The 17788-nt window shown below is 59.1% G+C and carries 12 protein-coding genes; 8 read left to right on the plus strand and 4 right to left on the minus strand.

Translation table 11 applies throughout. The features are described from left to right. Window positions 1-129 precede the first annotated feature (129 nt). From ACQQ92_RS07895 to ACQQ92_RS07915, 5 genes are all read left to right on the plus strand, one after another. Window positions 130-849 (plus strand): GntR family transcriptional regulator, encoded by a 720-nt coding sequence (locus ACQQ92_RS07895; RefSeq protein WP_427728942.1) that lies wholly within the window; start codon window positions 130-132, stop codon window positions 847-849. 276 nt (window positions 850-1125) lie between these two features. Beyond that, complete coding sequence (locus ACQQ92_RS07900) at window positions 1126-2442, plus strand: ABC transporter substrate-binding protein (protein ID WP_427796197.1); 1317 nt, start codon at window positions 1126-1128, stop codon at window positions 2440-2442. 87 nt (window positions 2443-2529) lie between these two features. Continuing rightward, window positions 2530-3384, plus strand: a complete 855-nt coding sequence (locus ACQQ92_RS07905) for a carbohydrate ABC transporter permease (RefSeq protein WP_152073297.1) — start codon at window positions 2530-2532, stop codon at window positions 3382-3384. Next, the gene (locus ACQQ92_RS07910) at window positions 3384-4223 is read left to right on the plus strand and encodes a carbohydrate ABC transporter permease (protein WP_154515140.1); all 840 of its coding nucleotides are present in this window, start codon (window positions 3384-3386) and stop codon (window positions 4221-4223) included. The genes ACQQ92_RS07905 and ACQQ92_RS07910 overlap by 1 nt, the downstream gene beginning before the upstream one ends. 68 nt (window positions 4224-4291) lie before the next feature. Then, complete coding sequence (locus ACQQ92_RS07915; protein ID WP_427748337.1) at window positions 4292-5491, plus strand: ABC transporter ATP-binding protein; 1200 nt, start codon at window positions 4292-4294, stop codon at window positions 5489-5491. A gap of 374 nt (window positions 5492-5865) precedes the next feature. Here ACQQ92_RS07915 and ACQQ92_RS07920 read toward each other — a convergent pair whose 3' ends face one another. The 3 genes from ACQQ92_RS07920 to galE all read right to left on the minus strand — a co-directional run bounded on the left by ACQQ92_RS07920 (window position 5866) and on the right by galE (window position 11048). Continuing rightward, the gene (locus ACQQ92_RS07920; protein ID WP_427796198.1) at window positions 5866-8133 is read right to left on the minus strand and encodes a glycogen/starch/alpha-glucan phosphorylase; all 2268 of its coding nucleotides are present in this window, start codon (window positions 8131-8133) and stop codon (window positions 5866-5868) included. 128 nt (window positions 8134-8261) lie between these two features. Beyond that, complete coding sequence (gene malQ / locus ACQQ92_RS07925) at window positions 8262-9767, minus strand: 4-alpha-glucanotransferase (RefSeq protein ID WP_427796199.1); 1506 nt, start codon at window positions 9765-9767, stop codon at window positions 8262-8264. Window positions 9768-9986: 219 nt separating this feature from the next. Then, window positions 9987-11048: a UDP-glucose 4-epimerase GalE gene (gene galE, locus ACQQ92_RS07930; RefSeq protein ID WP_154515134.1), complete on the minus strand. Its 1062-nt coding sequence runs from the start codon at window positions 11046-11048 to the stop codon at window positions 9987-9989. Window positions 11049-11314: 266 nt separating this feature from the next. On the opposite strand from galE, the gene ACQQ92_RS07935 reads away from it, so the two are divergent. Further along, window positions 11315-12520: a coiled-coil domain-containing protein gene (locus tag ACQQ92_RS07935; RefSeq protein WP_154515132.1), complete on the plus strand. Its 1206-nt coding sequence runs from the start codon at window positions 11315-11317 to the stop codon at window positions 12518-12520. A 218-nt stretch (window positions 12521-12738) separates the two neighbouring features. Here the strand turns inward: ACQQ92_RS07935 and murB are convergent, their stop codons facing one another. Then, a complete protein-coding gene (gene murB, locus ACQQ92_RS07940; RefSeq protein ID WP_427796201.1) occupies window positions 12739-13701 on the minus strand; it encodes a UDP-N-acetylmuramate dehydrogenase in 963 nt (320 codons plus the stop codon). 183 nt (window positions 13702-13884) lie between these two features. Here murB and ACQQ92_RS07945 point away from each other — a divergent pair, with 183 nt between their 5' ends. Together ACQQ92_RS07945 and ACQQ92_RS07950 are read left to right on the plus strand one after the other, a co-directional pair. Further along, entirely contained in the window at window positions 13885-14913 is a 1029-nt protein-coding gene (locus ACQQ92_RS07945) for a LacI family DNA-binding transcriptional regulator (protein ID WP_118388843.1), read from the plus strand. A 204-nt stretch (window positions 14914-15117) separates the two neighbouring features. Next, a complete protein-coding gene (locus ACQQ92_RS07950; protein WP_427796200.1) occupies window positions 15118-17646 on the plus strand; it encodes a phosphoketolase family protein in 2529 nt (842 codons plus the stop codon). Window positions 17647-17788: the final 142 nt, after the last annotated feature.

A 17788-nucleotide genomic window follows, 5' to 3' on the forward strand; every position in this document is an offset into this window, starting at 1 on the left:
GATTCGGTCCGATTTGGGTGCCGGGGGAACCGTCGACGGTAAATAATCCGTGCTTTGCCGATAGACGGTTTAAACAACCCCAAGAAATGCTATCGTGCCTAGCCATACATATTCATTAGAGGTGAAGCCATGCCAAAAGCGATTTACGAAGGAATCTACCGCGAGATCCGCTCGCGCATCATTAATGGGACCTATGCATTTCAGGAGATGCTGCCAACCGAAGCCGAGCTGACCGCGGAATTTGGCTGCACGCGCAATACCGTCCGCCGCGCCTTGAGCATGCTGGCCGACGAGATGTTTGTGCAGCCCATACACGGCAAGGGCGTACGCGTTATTTGGCTCAAGGGCGAAACCGACATGCTGGGCGCGCTCGAGGAAGTCGAGTCGTTTGGCGAATTTGCAAAGCGCAACAATGCCGTTGCATCGACGGACGTTAAGTCCTTTGAACATCTGGTCTGCACCGAGCAGCTCTCTCGTCGCCTGGGCTTTAAGGTGGGCGAGGAGCTGATTCGCGTAGTGCGTGTCCGAAGCCTCAACGGCAGTGCGCGCCAAGTGGACCATGGCTACTTTTTGGAGTCGATCGCCAAGGGTCTGACCCCCGAGATCGCGGCAGAATCTATCTACGACTATCTGGAGCACAAGCGCGGCATCAAAGTGATGGCAAGTCGCCGTACGGTGAGTGTCGAGCTCGCCAACGATGAAGACTGTAGCTATCTTGACCTCGGCAAATACAACTGCGTTGCCGTCATGGAGAGTCAGTCGTACACCTCGGACGGCATCTTGTTCGAGGTGACGCATGCTCGCACACACCCCGAGATCTTCCATTACCGCATCAATTCCAAGCGATAGGTAACAGACGCATAAGCTTGCGTTCCGATATGAAGCGCCCCGTGCGGTCGATGGGATATCGGCCGCACGGGGCGCTTTAATTGTTTAGACAATATTTGTCAAGTACGAATGTATCAGGAACCGTTCACCGAAGTTTTTCTACCGCTCTAGTAATACTTGTTCAAACAACTGGCCAAATAGCGTATTGTAAAAATCAGAAAAAGGGGCAAAGTCCCCGAACCAATCTCCGAAGGCGGCGGCAAAGGGTGCCGCCACGGTGTGAAAGGGTGGATTGTAATGAAGAACGAAATGAGCAGAAGGCAGTTCCTGGGCTTCGCTGGCTCCGCGGCCACGGTCTTTGGCCTGGGTCTCGTGGGCTGCGGTGGCTCCGCCGGCTCCGGCTCCTCTGCTTCTGGTGACGCTGCCGAGGTCTACTTCCTTCAATTCAAGCCCGAGGTCGACAAGGAGTGGAAGGAGATCGCTAAGGCGTACAAGGAGGAGAAGGGCGTCGAGGTCAAGATCGTGACCGCCGCCTCCAACACCTACGAGGAGAAGCTCAAGTCCGAGATGTCCAAGAGCTCCGCTCCGACCCTGTTCCAGGTCAACGGCCCCACCGGTCTTAAGAACTGGAAGGATTACTGCGCCGACCTGTCCGATACCAAGGTCCGCGGTGAGCTCATTGACGACTCCCTGGCTCTGCAGTCCGACGGCAAGGATCTGGGTATCGACTGGGTCCAGGAGAGCTACGGCATCATTTACAACAAGGAACTCCTCGAGAAGGCTGGCTACAAGGCCGAGGACATCAACTCCTTCGACAAGCTGAAGGCTTGCGCCGATGACATTCAGGCCCGCAAGGACGAGCTTGGCGTTGACGGTGCCTTCACTTCCGCCGGCATGGATGACTCCTCCAGCTGGCGCTACACCACCCACCTCGCCAACCTGCCGCTCTACTACGAGTTCGAGAAGGAGCACAACCAGGAGGATGACGAGATTAAGGGCGAGTATCTCGACAACTTTAAGCAGATCTTCGACTTGTACATCACCGACTCCACCTGCGATCCTTCGCAGCTTGCTTCCAAGACCGGCGACGACGCCACCAACGAGTTCGCAACCGGCAAGGCCGTCTTCTACCAGAACGGCTCTTGGGCCTACGCCGACCTCATCAAGGCCGGTATGACCGACGATCAGATTGGCATGATGCCCATCTACATCGGTGTCGACGGCGAGGAGAACCAGGGCCTGTGCTCCGGCGGCGAGAACTACTGGTGCGTGAGCTCCCAGGCCTCCGAGGATGCCCAGAAGGCTACCGAGGACTTCATGTATTGGTGCGTCACTTCTGACACTGCCACCAGCATCATCGCTGACAAGATGGGTCTGACCGCCCCGTTCAAGAGCGCTAAGGAAACCACCAACGTCTTCTCGCAGCAGGCTGTTGCCATGGCTAAGGACGGCAAGAAGACCGTCGCTTGGGACTTCGTTTACATCCCCTCTGAGGAGTGGAAGAAGAACCTCAAGCAGGCTCTGATTGCCTATGCTGCCGATAACACCAAGTGGGACGGCGTCAAGAACGCCTTCGTCGATGGCTGGAAGACCGAGAAGGCTGCTTCCGAGTAAGCAGTTGCTGCCCAAGCTATCTGATTAGCGACAGGGGGCGGGCAGACGTCGGTTTGCCCGCTCCCTGCATATTGAAAGGACCCTTCTATGGGCAAAGCACTCAAGCGCTGGTGGCCGCTCTTTATGCTGCCCACGTGCCTGGCGTTTATGATCGGGTTCGTGATCCCCTTTATCCAGGGTTTCTATCTCTCGTTCTGCCAGTTTATTACCATCAACAACACGCACTTTGTCGGTATCGAGAACTACGTGCGCGCACTGTCCGATCCGCAGTTTGCCACGTCGTTCTTCTTTACCGTGGCGTTTGCCTTCCTGTCGACGGTGCTCATCAACGTGATCGCCCTCGCCATCGCGCAGGCGCTCACCCGCAAAGCGCTCAAGGGCACCAACATCTTCCGTACGATCTTCTTCATGCCTAACCTGATCGGCGGCATCGTGCTGGGCTACATTTGGCAGATTCTGATCAACTGCCTGCTCTCCAACATCGGTGCCGACCTTATCGCCCTTAACTCTGCTGCTGGCTTCTGGGGCCTTATCATCCTGACCCTGTGGCAGCAGGTCGGCTACATGATGATCATCTACATCGCCGGTCTGCAGTCCATTCCGTCAGACTACATCGAGGCCGCCAAGGTCGACGGCGCTACGGCATGGCAGACGTTCTGGAAGGTTAAGATTCCTAACCTGATGCCGACGATCACCATCTGCCTGTTCCTGTCCATCACCAACGGCTTTAAGCTGTTCGACCAGAACCTCGCCCTTACCGGTGGCGCCCCGGCGCACTCCACCGAGATGCTCGCCCTGAACATCTACAACACGTTCTATTCGCGTGCTGGCATCGCATGGCAGGGCATCGGTCAGGCCAAGGCGGTTATCTTCTGCATCCTGGTCGTCGCTATTTCCATGATCCAGCTTAAGGCCACGAGGTCCAAGGAGGTGCAGCAGTAATGAAACGCGATAAGGCTATCAACCGTGCGCTCTCGATTTTCTTTACGATCCTGTCGCTCGCATGGATTTACCCCGTGTTCATGATTGCGCTCAATTCCTTTAAGAAAGGGACCGCAATCAGCACCACCACGGCGTTCGATTTGCTCACGCCCGAGACGTTCAACGGCCTTGCAAACTACGTGCACGCCCTTAACGAGCAGGGCTTTGCCTCGGCGTTTATGTACTCGCTCATCATCACGGTCACGTCGGTCGTGCTGATCTTGGTGTGCTGCTCCATGTGCGCTTGGTATGTGGTGCGCGTCAACAGCAAGATCTCGAACTTCTTCTATTACCTGTTCGTGTTCTCGATGGTCGTACCGTTCCAGATGCTCATGTTCACGCTGTCCAATTTGGCGGACCGCATCGGCTTCAACACGCCGTTCAACATCTGCTTTATTTACCTTGGATTTGGCGCGGGCCTAGCGGTCTTTATGTTCGCCGGCTTTGTAAAGAACATCCCGCTCGAGATCGAGGAGGCGGCCATGATCGACGGCTGCAACCCGGTCCAGGTGTTCTTTAAGATCGTCCTTCCCATCATGAAGCCCACCTATCTTTCGGTCGGCATTCTCGAGACCATGTGGGTCTGGAACGACTATCTTCTGCCCTACCTCACCCTCGACTCCACCAAGTACAAGACCATTCCTATCTTGATCCAGTACTTCCGCGGCGGCTACGGTCACGTCGAGCTCGGCCCCATGATGGCCTGCATCATGATGGTCGTTGTCCCCATCGTCCTCATGTACATCCTCTGCCAGAAGTACATCATCGACGGCGTGGTGGCAGGTGCCGTCAAGGGCTGATGCCGTAACTGTTTTGCAAGTTTCTGCGGCGCCCCTCAGCGTGGCGCCGCGTATCGAAAGGTAGAGACATGGCCGAGATCGTTCTCAAACATGTTCAGAAGGTGTATCCCAACAACGAGTCCAAAAAGAAGGGCTTCTTTGGCAAAAAGAAGAAGACCGAGGAGAAGAAGCACAACCTCAAGGTTACCGAGGATGGCGTGCTCGCTGTAGAGGACTTCAACCTCACTGTTCACGACCAGGAGTTTATCGTCCTCGTTGGTCCCTCTGGCTGCGGTAAGTCCACGACGATGCGCATGGTTGCCGGCCTGGAGGACATTACCTCGGGCGACGTGCTCATCGACGGCAAGCGCGTCAACGACGTGGCACCCAAGGACCGTGACATTGCCATGGTGTTCCAGAGCTACGCTCTGTACCCCAACATGACGGTGTACGAGAACATGGCGTTTACGCTTGAGCTCAAGAAGGTCCCCAAAGACGAGATTGACCGCAAGGTTCGCTCCGCTGCCGAGATTTTGGGTATCACCGAGTACCTCGACCGTAAGCCTAAGGCGCTTTCGGGCGGCCAGCGTCAGCGCGTTGCCATCGGCCGCGCCATCGTGCGTGACCCCAAGGTATTCCTGATGGACGAGCCGCTGTCCAACCTGGACGCCAAGCTTCGTAACCAGATGCGTGCCGAGCTCATTAAGCTTCGCCACGAGATCAAAGGCACATTCATCTATGTTACCCACGACCAGACCGAGGCTATGACCCTCGGCGACCGCATCGTGGTCATGAAGGACGGCGTTGTTCAGCAGATCGCCACGCCGCAGGAGGTCTTCAACCATCCCGCGAACATCTTTGTCGCCGGCTTCATCGGCGTGCCGCAGATGAACTTCTTCGATGCCCAGCTGGTGCGCTCGGGCGAGGGCTTTACCGTCAAGACCGACGACATGAATGTCGCACTGGCCCCCGAGACCTGCGCTCAGCTTGCGCTTAACTGGGACGGCGAGGACATGAAGGAGATCACGGCCGGCGTGCGTCCCGAGCAGATTCTGCTTGCCGACAAGGGCGAGGAGGGTGCGCTTCGGGGCACCATCGAGGTCACCGAGCTCATGGGTTCGACCGAGCACGTTCATGTGACGTCTCCCGACGGCCAGTTTGTCCTGATCATCCCTGTCGTCGACCTCGAGGCCAGGGGTTCGCTCAAGGCCGGCGACCCCATCTGGTTCAAGTTCGAGAAGAATGCGACCCACCTTTTCGATAAGGTCTCTGGCAAGAACCTTATCTAGGCCCGATTCAATCAGACCCTCCTTTTGGGCGACTGCGGTTTTGCCATCCTTTTGCCGTAGTCACATATAAGGCTCCCCTCTCGTCCGCTGAGCGAGAGGGGAGCCTTTCTTTGTGCTGGGGCTGTCTGGCCGGTCGTTTGTCTCGATCTGTAACAGGAGGAGGGCCAAATTGGGCCTAGATGTTACAGATTGAGACGGTTTCCCGGAACAATTCTGTTTGTCTCATTCTGTAACAGGTTGACCCAATTATGCCGGCTAGTTGTTACAGGCCGAGATTTTTTGGTCGAGGCAGGTCGCGGGTAACACGAGGGCACAAAAAGCGGAGCCGCGTTGCCGCGACTCCGCTTTCAAAAGGATGGGTAATGGAAGCGAAATTAGCTCAGGTGCCAGATCTCGTCGTTGTACTGGGATATTGTGCGGTCGGACGAGAAAGTGCCGGCGTTGGCGATGTTGATCAGCGCCTTGCGCATCCAAGCGTCCTGGTCCTCGTAGTCTGCCAGCACGCGCTCCTTAGTCTGGATGTACTCCTCAATGTCGAGCAGGGACATAAACCAGTCCTTGCCCTTGATGTCGTCGTGCAGACGTTGCAGACGCTCGGCGTTGCCCGTTGCCATAAAGGCGGGGTTGGTGATAAAGTCCACCAGCAGCTTAATACCGGGCTTGCGGTAGAACGCGCCGGCGTTATAGCTGCCGTCGGCGTAGAGCTGCTCGACCTGTTTGGACGAGGCGCCAAAGGTGTAGATGTTCTCGTCGCCCACGAGCTCGGCGATCTCGACATTGGCGCCGTCGAGCGTGCACAGGGTCAAAGCACCGTTGAGCATGAACTTCATGTTGGAGGTGCCGCTCGCCTCCTTGGAGGCCAGGCTGATCTGCTCGGAGATGTCGGCGGCGGGAATCACGCGCTCGGCAGCGGTGACGTTATAGTTCTCGATCATGACGACTTGCAGGTAGGGAGCCACGTCGGGATCGTTTGCGATCCACTGCGACAACGTCAGGATCAGATGGATGATGTCCTGGGCGATAGTGTAGGCAGGTGCCGCCTTGCCGCCAAAGATGATGGTGACGGGGTGCTTAGGTCTATTGCCATTCTTGATGTCGAGGTACTTCCAGATGATGTAGAGCGCGAGCATCTGCTGGCGCTTGTACTCGTGGATACGCTTGACCTGAACATCGATGATCGCGTTGGAGGGAATGGTCACGCCCTGCTCGAGCGCCATGAACTGGCGCATGATGGCCTTGGCCTCGGCCTTGGTGGCGGCCAGGCGCTCAAGAACATCCTTGTCGTCGGCGAATTCGGCGAGCTTGCTCAGGTCGCCGGTGCTGCGCCAATCGGTGCCAATCACATCGTCGAGCAGGCTGGCAAGTGCGGGGTTGGCTCCCTGGATCCAGCGGCGGAAGGTGATGCCGTTGGTCTTGTTGGAGAACTTTTCGGGATAGATCTCGTAGAACGGGTGAAGCTCGGTGTTCTCCAGGATCTTGGTGTGGAGTGCGGCGACGCCATTGATGGAGAAGCCAAAGTGAATGTCCATGTGGGCCATGTGGACGGTGCCGTACTCGTCGATGATGGCGACACGCGGGTCGCCATGCTCGGCCTTGGCAATCTCATCGAGTTTGACGATGATGTCGGCGATGGCGGGGGAGACCTTCTGCAGGCTGGTGAGCGGCCATTTCTCGAGCGCCTCGGCAAGGATCGTGTGGTTGGTGTAGGCGACCATGGATCGCACGATGGTAACGGCTTCGTCAAACTCGATGTCGTGCTCGGTGGTGAGCAGCCGGATGAGCTCGGGAATGACCATGGTGGGGTGCGTATCGTTAATCTGGACCACGGCGTAGTCGGCCAGATCGTGCAGGTTGCTGCCGCGCTCTACGGCCTCGTCGATCAGGAGCTGGGCGGCATTGCTCACCATGAAGTACTCCTGGTAGATGCGAAGCAGGCGGCCCTGCTCATCGGAATCATCCGGATAGAGGAACAGGGTGAGGTTCTTGGCGATCTTGGTCTTGTCGAAGTCGATGGAGCTGCCGGGGACCAGGCCCTCGTCGACACTTGCCAGGTCAAACAGGCGCAGGCGGTTCTTGGTGGGCTGGCCATAACCGGGCACATCGATGTTGACGAGCTTGGAGGTGACGGCAAAATCACCAAACTCGACGGTGTAGGAGCGGTCGTCATCGATCAGGATGTCCTGCTCGCCGAGCCACTCGTCAGGGACGGCCTTCTGCTGGTTGTCGGCAAAGCGCTGGCGGAACAGGCCGTAATGGTAGTTGAGGCCCACGCCGTCGCCGGTAAGGCCCAGCGTGGCAATGGAATCCAGGAAGCATGCGGCCAGGCGGCCCAGGCCGCCGTTGCCGAGCGAAGGCTCGACCTCGAACTCCTCGATCTTGTTGAGGTCGTGGCCGGCGGCGACGAGCTGGTCCTTAACCTCGTCATAGATGCCGAGGTCGATCATATTGTTGATGAGCAGCTTGCCGATCAAAAACTCGGCAGAGATGTAGTAGAGCTTTTTCTTGCCGTTGTTGAGCGGACAGGCGGCAGAGCGCTCCTGCACGAGCTTGACCAGCAGCTTATAAATACGACGGTCATCGAGCTGCTCGAGCGAGGTGCCAAAGGACTGCTCGGCGAGTTCTGCGAGGCTTATACGGGGCATGTTTCCTCCTGTGGTGAGTCGACTACATGTCAGAAATTCAAAAGAAGCCCGCGCGAGGGATTGGGATGGCCTCGCGCGGGAAAAGCGGTCGCGTCCACACGGTGGGGTGGGGTCGGGCGCGGTGGCTCCTATTGGGGAAGCTCGATTTCGGCTTCCGACGGGATGCGGAAGTAGGTCTCGGTCCAGTCGGTGAGCTTGCGCTCGAGTTCGCGGGTGATGGCGCCATCAAGCATGCGCCACGTCCAGTTACCGCCCAGGGTGGCGGGGGTGTTAATGCGCGCCTCGTTGCCCAGATTGAGCAGGTCCTGCATGGTGTAGATGCAGGTATCGCTCACGCTGGCGGCGATGGTGCGGTTGAGCGCGTCGGCCATGGACTCGCCTGCCTGCTGGTGGGTGTACAGTGCCGCCTGCTCGCGCTGACGCGGGGTGGCCGTTCCCTCATACCAGCCGCGTGCCGTTTCGTTGTCATGCGTTCCGACGTAGGCGACGGTGTTGGCAATGTAGTTGTGGGGCAGATAGTAGGAGTTGCTGCCTTCAAAAGCGAACTGCAGAATCTTCATGCCGGGGAAGCCCGTGGTGTCGCGCATGTCGATGACGCCGGGGGTAAGAAAGCCCAGGTCTTCGGCAATGATGGGAAGCGTGCCGAGCTTTTCCTTGAGCACCTTGAAGAGCTTGAGGCCGGGTCCCTGCGTCCATGAACCATATGACGAATCGGGAGAGGAGAACGGCACCTCCCAAAAGGCTTCAAAGCCGCGGAAGTGGTCCAGACGGATGATGTCGTACATGTCGAGGGCAGCACGGACGCGGTCTTCCCACCAGGAGAAGCCGTCTGCTTCCATGGCATCCCAGTCATAGATGGGGTTGCCCCAGTACTGGCCGGTGGCCGAGAACTGATCAGGCGGCGTTCCCGCGACGCTGACGGGATTGCCGGCGGCGTCGATCTTAAAGAGCTCGGGCGTGGCCCACATCTCGACGGAGTCGCGCGAGACATAGATGGGCAGGTCGCCGATGATCAGGATGTCGTGCTCGTTGGCATAGGCCTTGAGGCGGCTCCACTGGCGATCGAAGAAATACTGCGTCATCTGGTGGTAGAGCATGCGCTCGGGATGGGTGGCGCAGACCTTGGCGGATGCCTCGCCGCGGCGGCGGAGCTCCTCGGGCCACTCCCAAAAGGCTTTGAGTCCGCACTCCTCCTTCACGGTCATAAACTCGCAGTAGGGAATGAGCCAGTCCTCGTTTGCTTGGATAAAGTCGTCGAAATCGGCCGGCTTGTCGGCAGCAAAGCGCTCAGCGGCTCGATCGAGAATCTGACGGCGGCCAACAAAGATGGCACCGTAGTCGACGTTGCTGGGGTCGGAACCAAGGAAGACGCCGTCGATGTCACGCTGCTCCAGATAGCCGGCTTCGATAAGCTCGGCAAAGTCGATCAAGTTGGGGTTGCCTGCGCGGGCCGAGAACGACTGATAGGGCGAATCGCCATAGCTGGTCGTCGTAAGGGGCAGGATTTGCCAGTAATGTTGTTTGCACGAGGCGAGAAAATCGACGAAGTCGTAGGCATTCCAGCCAAAGCCGCCGATTCCGTATGGTCCGGGCAGAGATGAGACGGGCATGAGGACGCCGCTTGCACGCTCCATGAATGCGCTCACCAACCTTCTTGTTGTGGGGTCGGCCTGCCGATGGGTGTGCAGTCCGCCTCCGATGTTCTGATTCGATACACCTATTGTATACATGTTGTTTAAACATGTATAGGCAAGATAAAAAAGTTGGTCGATTTTCGGCGAATGGTTACATGCCATGAAAAAGCCCCGGTCTCACATCGTGAGATCGGGGCAAGAACGGTGTGTAGGTTTTTGCTACTCGGCGTCGGCGAAGCCGTTGGGGTTGTGGCTCTGCCAGTTCCAGCTGTCGCGGCACATGTCCGCGATGTCGTACTGTGCCTTCCAACCCATCATGCGCTCGGCCTTGGAGGCGTCGCACCAGTTGGCGGCGATGTCGCCGGCGCGGCGCTCGCGAATCACGTAGGGCAGCTCTTTGCCACAGGCCTTGGAGAAGGCTGCGACAACCTCGAGCACCGAGGTGCCGGTGCCGGTGCCCAGGTTAAAGATCTCGACGCCGGTCTTGCCGTTCATCCAGTTGAGGGCGGCCACATGGCCCGATGCCAGGTCACACACGTGGATGTAGTCGCGCACACCGGTGCCGTCGGGGGTGGGGTAGTCGTTGCCAAAGACCTGAACGGCTTCGAGCTTGCCCACGGCAACCTGCGCGACATAAGGCACCAGGTTGTTGGGGATGCCCTTGGGGTCCTCACCGATCAGGCCCGACGGATGTGCGCCGATGGGGTTGAAGTAGCGGAGCAGCACAACGTTCCACTCGGGGTCGGCGGTGTGAACGTCCATAAGGATCTGCTCAATCATCCACTTGGTCCAGCCATAGGGGTTGGTCGCGGGCTTCTTGGGGTCTTCCTCGGTGACGGGCGGGTTATCCGGATCGCCGTAGACGGTCGAGGAGCTCGAGAAGATGATGGACTTGCAGCCATGGTTGCGCATAACGTCGACGAGCACCAGGGTGTTCTCGATGTTGTTGTGATAGTATTCGACGGGCTTGCTCACCGACTCGCCAACGGCCTTAAAGCCGGCGAAGTGGATGACGCGGTCGATCTGATGGGTATCGAAGATCTTGTTCATGGCATCGCGGTCGAGCACGTTGGCCTCGTAGAAGGTGAGGTTCTTGGCGGCCTTGTCGCCCACGATGGTCTTGACACGGTCGACGGCGACGGCGCTGGAGTTGGAGAGGTCGTCGACGATGACGACCTGGTAGCCACCCTCGAGCAGCTGAACGACGGTGTGCGAGCCGATAAAGCCGGCGCCACCGGTTACGAGGACGCAGGTGTCTTTGGGGTCGAGTGCTTTGGACATGTAGTCTCCTATCGAATCAGGAACACTTCCTGAGGGAGTATAGCGCAGGCAGGGGCACCCAAAACGTGCAGGGCAGGAAAAGCAGACGAACATGCTAACGTACTCATGGAAATGTTTGGCGTGGGCATAACCTTGACTTTGACGTTTGCATACGAGCCGCCGACCATGGGGTTTGCTGCCGTTCGTGGAAATCGTTGGGACGCGTCGGATGTACGCTAATATGTATGAGTTGAGCGACATATAAATAAACATGTAACGGAGTAGATATGTCACCAAACAGCGATTCCATCCTTTCCCAGGAGCTTTCGCGTCGCACTGCCCTCAAGGCCTTGTTCGGCGCCGCTTCTGCAGCCGTTCTTTTTGGTCTGCCCGCTCGCGCCCATGCTGCGGAGGCCACCAAGGAAACCACCGACAAGCTCAATGCGGCCCAGGCTCAGCTTGACGAGGTCCAGGCCCAGCTCGACAGCATCGCAAATGAATACGCGGCGCTGGCCAACAAGAACGCCCAGACCCTCAACGATATCGAGAGCGTACAGGGCCAGATTGACAGCACGCAGGCGCAGATTGACGAAAAGAAGGCCGAGCTCAAAAAGAAGCGCGGCGATCTTTCCGATCGCGTTTCCGCCAACTATAAGTCGGGCGGCACCAACATCCTGTCGCTGCTGCTCGCCTCGGGCTCGTTTGAGGAGCTCGTCGCCAATGCGCACTATGTTGAGAAGATCAACAAAAGCGACCGCGACGCCATCGAGGATATCCAGACCATCCAGAAAGAGCTCGATACGCAGAAGTCCGAGCTCGAGTCGCAAAAAGCCGACTTGGAGAAGCTTAAGGACCAGCAGACTGCCCAGATGCAGGACATGCAGGCCAAGCAGCAGGAGGTCCAGACGGTTCTGAACGGCCTCTCCGACGATGTCAAGGAGCTCATGGCTCAGCGCGATTCCGAGATTCTCGCTGCCGCCCAGGCTGAGGAGGCTGCCAAGAAGGCTGCCGCTGCTGCGGCTGCCGCAAACAAGAACAATTCCTACTCGGGTGGTTCGAGCTCGGGTGGCGGATCGTATGCGCCCGGAAATCCGCAACAGAATGCCGGCTCGGGCAAGCAGCAGGCTGTCGTCAACGCATGCTACTCCACGCCTTCGCCTGGCCTGAACTGGTGCGCCGCCTGGGTCACCAACGTCTTCCGCAACGCCGGCGTGGGCTACTTTGGCGGCAACGCGTGCGACATGTTTAACGCCTGGTGCTACAGCTCCGATCGTTCGGCGCTGCAGGTGGGCATGATCGTGGCCGACTCGTCGCACAGTGGCACCGGTATGCCGGGTCTGCTGTACGGACACGTGGGCATCTATGTTGGCGGCGGCATCGTTATGAGTAACGAGGGCGCCATCACGTCGAGGTCGCTTGACTCGTTCATTAGCTTTTACGGCACTGGCTCTGGCGTGCGCTGGGGCTGGCTTGGCGGTATTGCGCTGTCGTAGCTGCGGCTTGGTCCGGGACAGTCCGAGAGGCATAAGGTTGCCTGCTCGGGCAGTCCTGCGCAAGACGAAGGCCACATTAAGTGGCCTTCTTTGCGTGCGGAACTCGCGATCAACCTTATGCCTCTCGGACTGTCCCGGCCCTCACGGGTCCTGAGCACGACACACCGGACTGGGTTATCTGAATAAATATGGTGAAGGCCCCTTTTGGGGCCTTCTTTTTATAAAAATTCGCCTACTCGGTGGACTTCGGGTTCTAGGTCTACGCCGAATTGGTCTTTGACGGTTGCTTGGATGTGGCGGATGAGTTCGTCGACGTCGGCGGCGGTGGCGTGACCGGCGTTGACGATGAAGCCGCAGTGTTTTTCGCTCACCTGGGCGCCGCCGACGGCATGGCCGCGCAGGCCGGCATCCATGATGAGCTTACCGGCAAAGTGGCCCTCGGGGCGCTTGAAAGTGGAGCCGGCACTCGGCATGTCGAGCGGCTGCTTGTCCTCGCGGCGTTGGCGGTAGTCGTCCATGTCGGCCTTGATCATCGCGGCGTTGCCCGGGGCGAGATTGAAGGTGGCCGAAAGCACGATGAAGCCGTCGTCGGCAATGCGGCTCTTGCGATAGCCCAGATTGAGCTCGTCGACATCGAACTCGATGATGCTGCCGCTACCGCGGGTGCCGTCGTCGAGCATGCGGGCGGGCTTGTAGACGCGTACAGACTCCAGCACGTCGGCCATGCAGGCACCGTAGGCGCCGGCGTTCATGTAGCAGGCGCCGCCGACCGATCCGGGGATGCCCGAGATGGGCTCCATGCCGGTGAGACCGGCCTCGGCTGCCGCGGCCGCAACATCCGAAAGCAGCGCACCGGCTGCTGCCGTAACGTGCGTGCCGTCGACGGTAATGTCGGAGAGGCCCTCGCCTAGCGCTACGACGACGCCGCGTATGCCCTTGTCGCCGACGAGTAGGTCGGAGCCGTTGCCCACGATGGTGAGTGGCAGATCGCAGCGATAGCAGGTATCAAGCGTGGCGACGAGGCTCTGCTCGGTGTCGGGCGTGACAAAGACGTCGGCCGGGCCGCCAATCTTAAACGTGGTGTGCTCGCGCATGGGCTCGCTCATCAACACGTTGTCCTCGCCGGCAACGCCAGCGAGCGCGCACAGCAGGTCCTCGTTAAAAAAGTCGTTCTCGTGCATCCGAATATCCGCCTTTTTGTGGTCGTTGTCATCAATCGACTGCAATATACCCCACCTGGACGTATTTGGTGCGCTGGCGGCGATAAAACAGCCGTCTACCGGATTGGTAAAGTGTTTATCATCGAGGTAGAGGGGCAGTCGCTATACTTTCAAGAGATTGCGCGTAAACCCGGAAGGAGCGAGATGGCCAACAAAGTCACCCTCAAGCAGATCGCCCAGGAGGTGGGGCTTTCCCCCTCGTCGGTCTCGCTTGTTCTCAACAATCGGCCTTGTCGCATCTCGGAAGAAAACCGCAAGCTCATCAAGGAGGTCGCGGCGCGCAACCACTATGTTCCCAACCAGATTGCGCGCAGCCTGGTCATGCGCGAGTCACGCACCCTGGGCCTTATCGTCCCCAACATCGAGAGCCGATTTTTTGCCTCACTTGCCGGTAGCTTGGAAAAGCGCTGCCGCGAGGACGGCTATGCGCTCTTTATTACCAGCTCGGGCGGAAGCGCCGACGACGACCTGGAACTGCTGCGCCAGCTGGTGACGCGCGGCGTCGATGGTGTCTTCCTGGTGGTAGGCGACGAGTTCTCGGACGACCGTGCCCTGCGCGAAGAGGTCAGCCATCTACCCATCCCTGCCGTGATGGTCGACCGCGCCATTGAGGGGCTCGAGTGCGACAAGGTGATGTTCGACCACGAGATGGGTGGCTATATGGCTACCCGCTATCTGATCGAGCAGGGCCACCGTCGCATTGCCTGCTTGGTTAATGCGCGTCGTTCCAATACGGGTCGCAAGCGACTTGCCGGCTATGAGCGCGCGCTGCGCGAGGTTGGCCTGCCTATCGACGCGCGTTTGGAGTTTGAGAGCGAGTACTACATTCCGAGCGCCTACGAGGCCTCGGAGGCGGTGCTCGCAACCGACGCCACTGCCGTATTCGCAAGCTCGGACAACATTGCCCTCGGTTTGCTCAAGCGTTTGCACGAGATGGGGAAGAGCATCCCGGGCGATATTTCGGTGGTGAGCTATGACAACTCGGCGGCCGACGTTCTCTTTGAGCCGGCGCTGACCGCCATTGAGCAGGATCCTGGTGTCCTCGCGGAACATGCTTTTGGCTGCATGTCCAAGCGTCTTGCCGGTAGGGGCGGTAGGCGTGCCGAAGAGGTCGTCCTGGAGCCGGCGCTTATCGTTAAGGGCAGCGTGCTCGAGCTTACTAAACATAACTAAACACGTTTATCAATTTGCAGAGACCGAATGTGGAGCACCTGTGGCAGACAATGCCGCAGGTGAATGTCGCGTTTTGTTGACCGATGTGATTGATAAGGGTGATAAAACGTTTTTTCACCATGATAAAACGTTTTAGCAAATATACTAGTCCCAACGAATGGTTGCCGTATTGGAGGGCGACCGCACAGCGGAGGGACATAAACAATGGCTAAAACACTGGGGACGCCGTGGCAAAAGCTGGGCCACGAGGTGCCGGCTTCCGAGCTCGAGGGCGTCGACCTGTATTGGCGTGCATCGAATTATCTGTCCGTCGGTCAGATCTACCTTCGCTCTAACCCGCTCATGCGCCCCGACTTTGTCGATGAGAAAACCGGCGAGGTGCGCGACTTTGGTCGCCCGGACGTTAAGCACCGCCTGGTCGGTCACTGGGGCACCACGCCCGGCATCAACTTCCTGTTCGGTCATGTCAACCGCCTCATCGCCGATCACAACCAGAACGCGATCTTCTTGATGGGCCCGGGTCACGGTGGTCCCGCTGGCACCGCCCAGTCGTTGCTCGATGGCACCTACCGCGAGATTCGCCCCGACATTACCAATGACGAGGCCGGCCTGCAGAAGTTCTTCCGCCAGTTTTCCTACCCCGGCGGTATTCCGAGCCATTTTGCGCCCGAGACGCCTGGCTCCATCCACGAGGGCGGCGAGCTCGGCTACACGCTCAGCCACGCTTACGGTGCCGTCATGGATAACCCGAGCCTGCTGGCCGTGGCTGTGGTGGGCGACGGCGAGTCCGAGACCGGTCCGCTCGCGACCTCTTGGCAGTCTAACAAGCTCGTGAACCCGGCAACCGATGGTATCGTCCTGCCGATCCTGCACCTCAACGGCTACAAGATCGCCAACCCCACCATTCTTGCCCGCGTGTCCGACGAGGAGCTCACCAAGTTCTTTGAGGGCATGGGCTATAAGCCGCATTTCTTTGTCGCCGGCTTTGACGACGAGAGCCATGCGAGCATTCATGCGCGTTTCGCCGCCCTGTTCGAGCAGGTCTTCGATGAGATCTGCGACATCAAGGCCACCGCTATGGCTCAGGCCACTGCGGGCGAGACCGTGGTCCGTCCGGCCTATCCCATGATCGTGTTCCGTACGCCCAAGGGTTGGACCTGCCCCAAGCAGATTGATGGCAAGAAGACCGAGGACTCCTGGCGCGCCCATCAGGTGCCGCTCGCGAGCGCCAAAGATACCCACGAGCACTTCCGCGTGCTGCGCGAGTGGCTGCGCTCCTACAAGCCCGAGGAGCTCTTTACGCCCGAGGGCCAGGTGCGCCCCGAGGTGACGGCCTTTATGCCGACCGGCGAGCTGCGTATCGGCGCCAATCCCAACGCGAACGGCGGCAAGGTACGCCGCGAGCTCGAGCTTCCCGATATTCACGCTCACGAGATCCCCGTCGCAAGTAAGGGCCACGGCTGGGGCTCCACCGAGGCCGCCCGCGTCTTTGGTGAGTACACTGCCGATGTCCTGGCCAAGAACATGGATGATTTCCGCATCTTCGGTCCCGACGAGACCGCGTCCAACCGCCTGCAGGCTGCCTATAAGGTGACCAAGAAGCAGTGGGATGCCGGTTTCTACGAGGACGATGCCAACGACGAGCTGCTGGCCGGTTCCGGTAAGGTTGTCGAGCAGCTGTCCGAGCACCAGTGCGAGGGCTTCCTCGAGGCCTACGTGCTCACCGGCCGCTCCGGTGTGTGGAGCTCCTACGAGAGCTTTGTCCACGTGGTCGATTCCATGGTCAACCAGCACTGCAAATGGCTCGAAGCAACCAAGCGTGAGATTCCGTGGCGTGCTCCTATCAGCGGCCTCAACATTTTGCTGTCGAGCCATGTCTGGCGCCAGGACCACAACGGCTTTTCGCACCAGGACCCCGGCTTTATCGACCTGCTGCTCAACAAGGCCAACGACACGCATGTCGTGAATGCTTATTATCCGGCCGATGCCAACATGGCCCTTGCTGTGGCCGAGCGCGTCTACCAGTCCACCGACTGCGTCAATGCCATCTTCTGTGGCAAGCAGCCCGCCCCCACCTTCCAGACGGTCGACGAGGCCAAGTCTGAGCTCGCCGAGGGCGTAGCGACCTGGGAGTGGGCATCGACTGCCGACTCGCTCGCCGAGGCCGACGTCGTGGTCGCTACTTGCGGTGACGTGCCGACGCTCGAGGCACTGGCCGCAACCGATATGCTGCGCGGGCTGGGCATCAAGGTCTGGTTTGTCAACGTAGTCGATCTGCTCAAGATCCAGAACGTCTGCGAGAACGACCAAGCCATCAGCGATGAGCGCTGGGCTGAGTTGTTTGGCCGCGGCGAGAAGCCCGTGCTCTTCGCATTCCACGCTTATGCCGGCACGATTCGCCGCCTGATCTGGAACCGTCCCGGCCACGATGCCTTCCGCGTTCACGGCTACGAGGAGAAGGGCTCCACGACCACGCCGTTTGACATGCTGCGCCTGAACAACATGGACCGCTGGGCCCTGGCCGCCGACGTGCTGCGCATGGTCGACGCCGATAAGTTTGCCGAGCAGATTGATGAGTGGGAGGCCTTCCGCACCGAGGCCTTTGAGTTCGCGCGCGACGAGGGCTTCGATCACCCGGCCTTTACCGACTGGGTCTGGCCCGACGCCGCAGCCGCAACCGCTGCCGACGGCGTACTCTCCGCAACGCAGTTAACTGCCGGCGACAACGAATAGCATCCGGGACGGTCTCGCGCTGGGGCCGCCTCCGGGCGGGTGCCTTCCTCTGAGAAGTGGGCTTCGCGAACTTCTCAGAGGAAGGCACCCGCCCGGAGGCGGCCCTCTCGACCGTTTCGATCTGCGGGGGCTGATTCTTTTT

The sequence above is a fragment of the Collinsella sp. SGI.241 genome (assembly GCF_050312955.1).
Classification (GTDB): Bacteria; Actinomycetota; Coriobacteriia; order Coriobacteriales; family Coriobacteriaceae; genus Collinsella.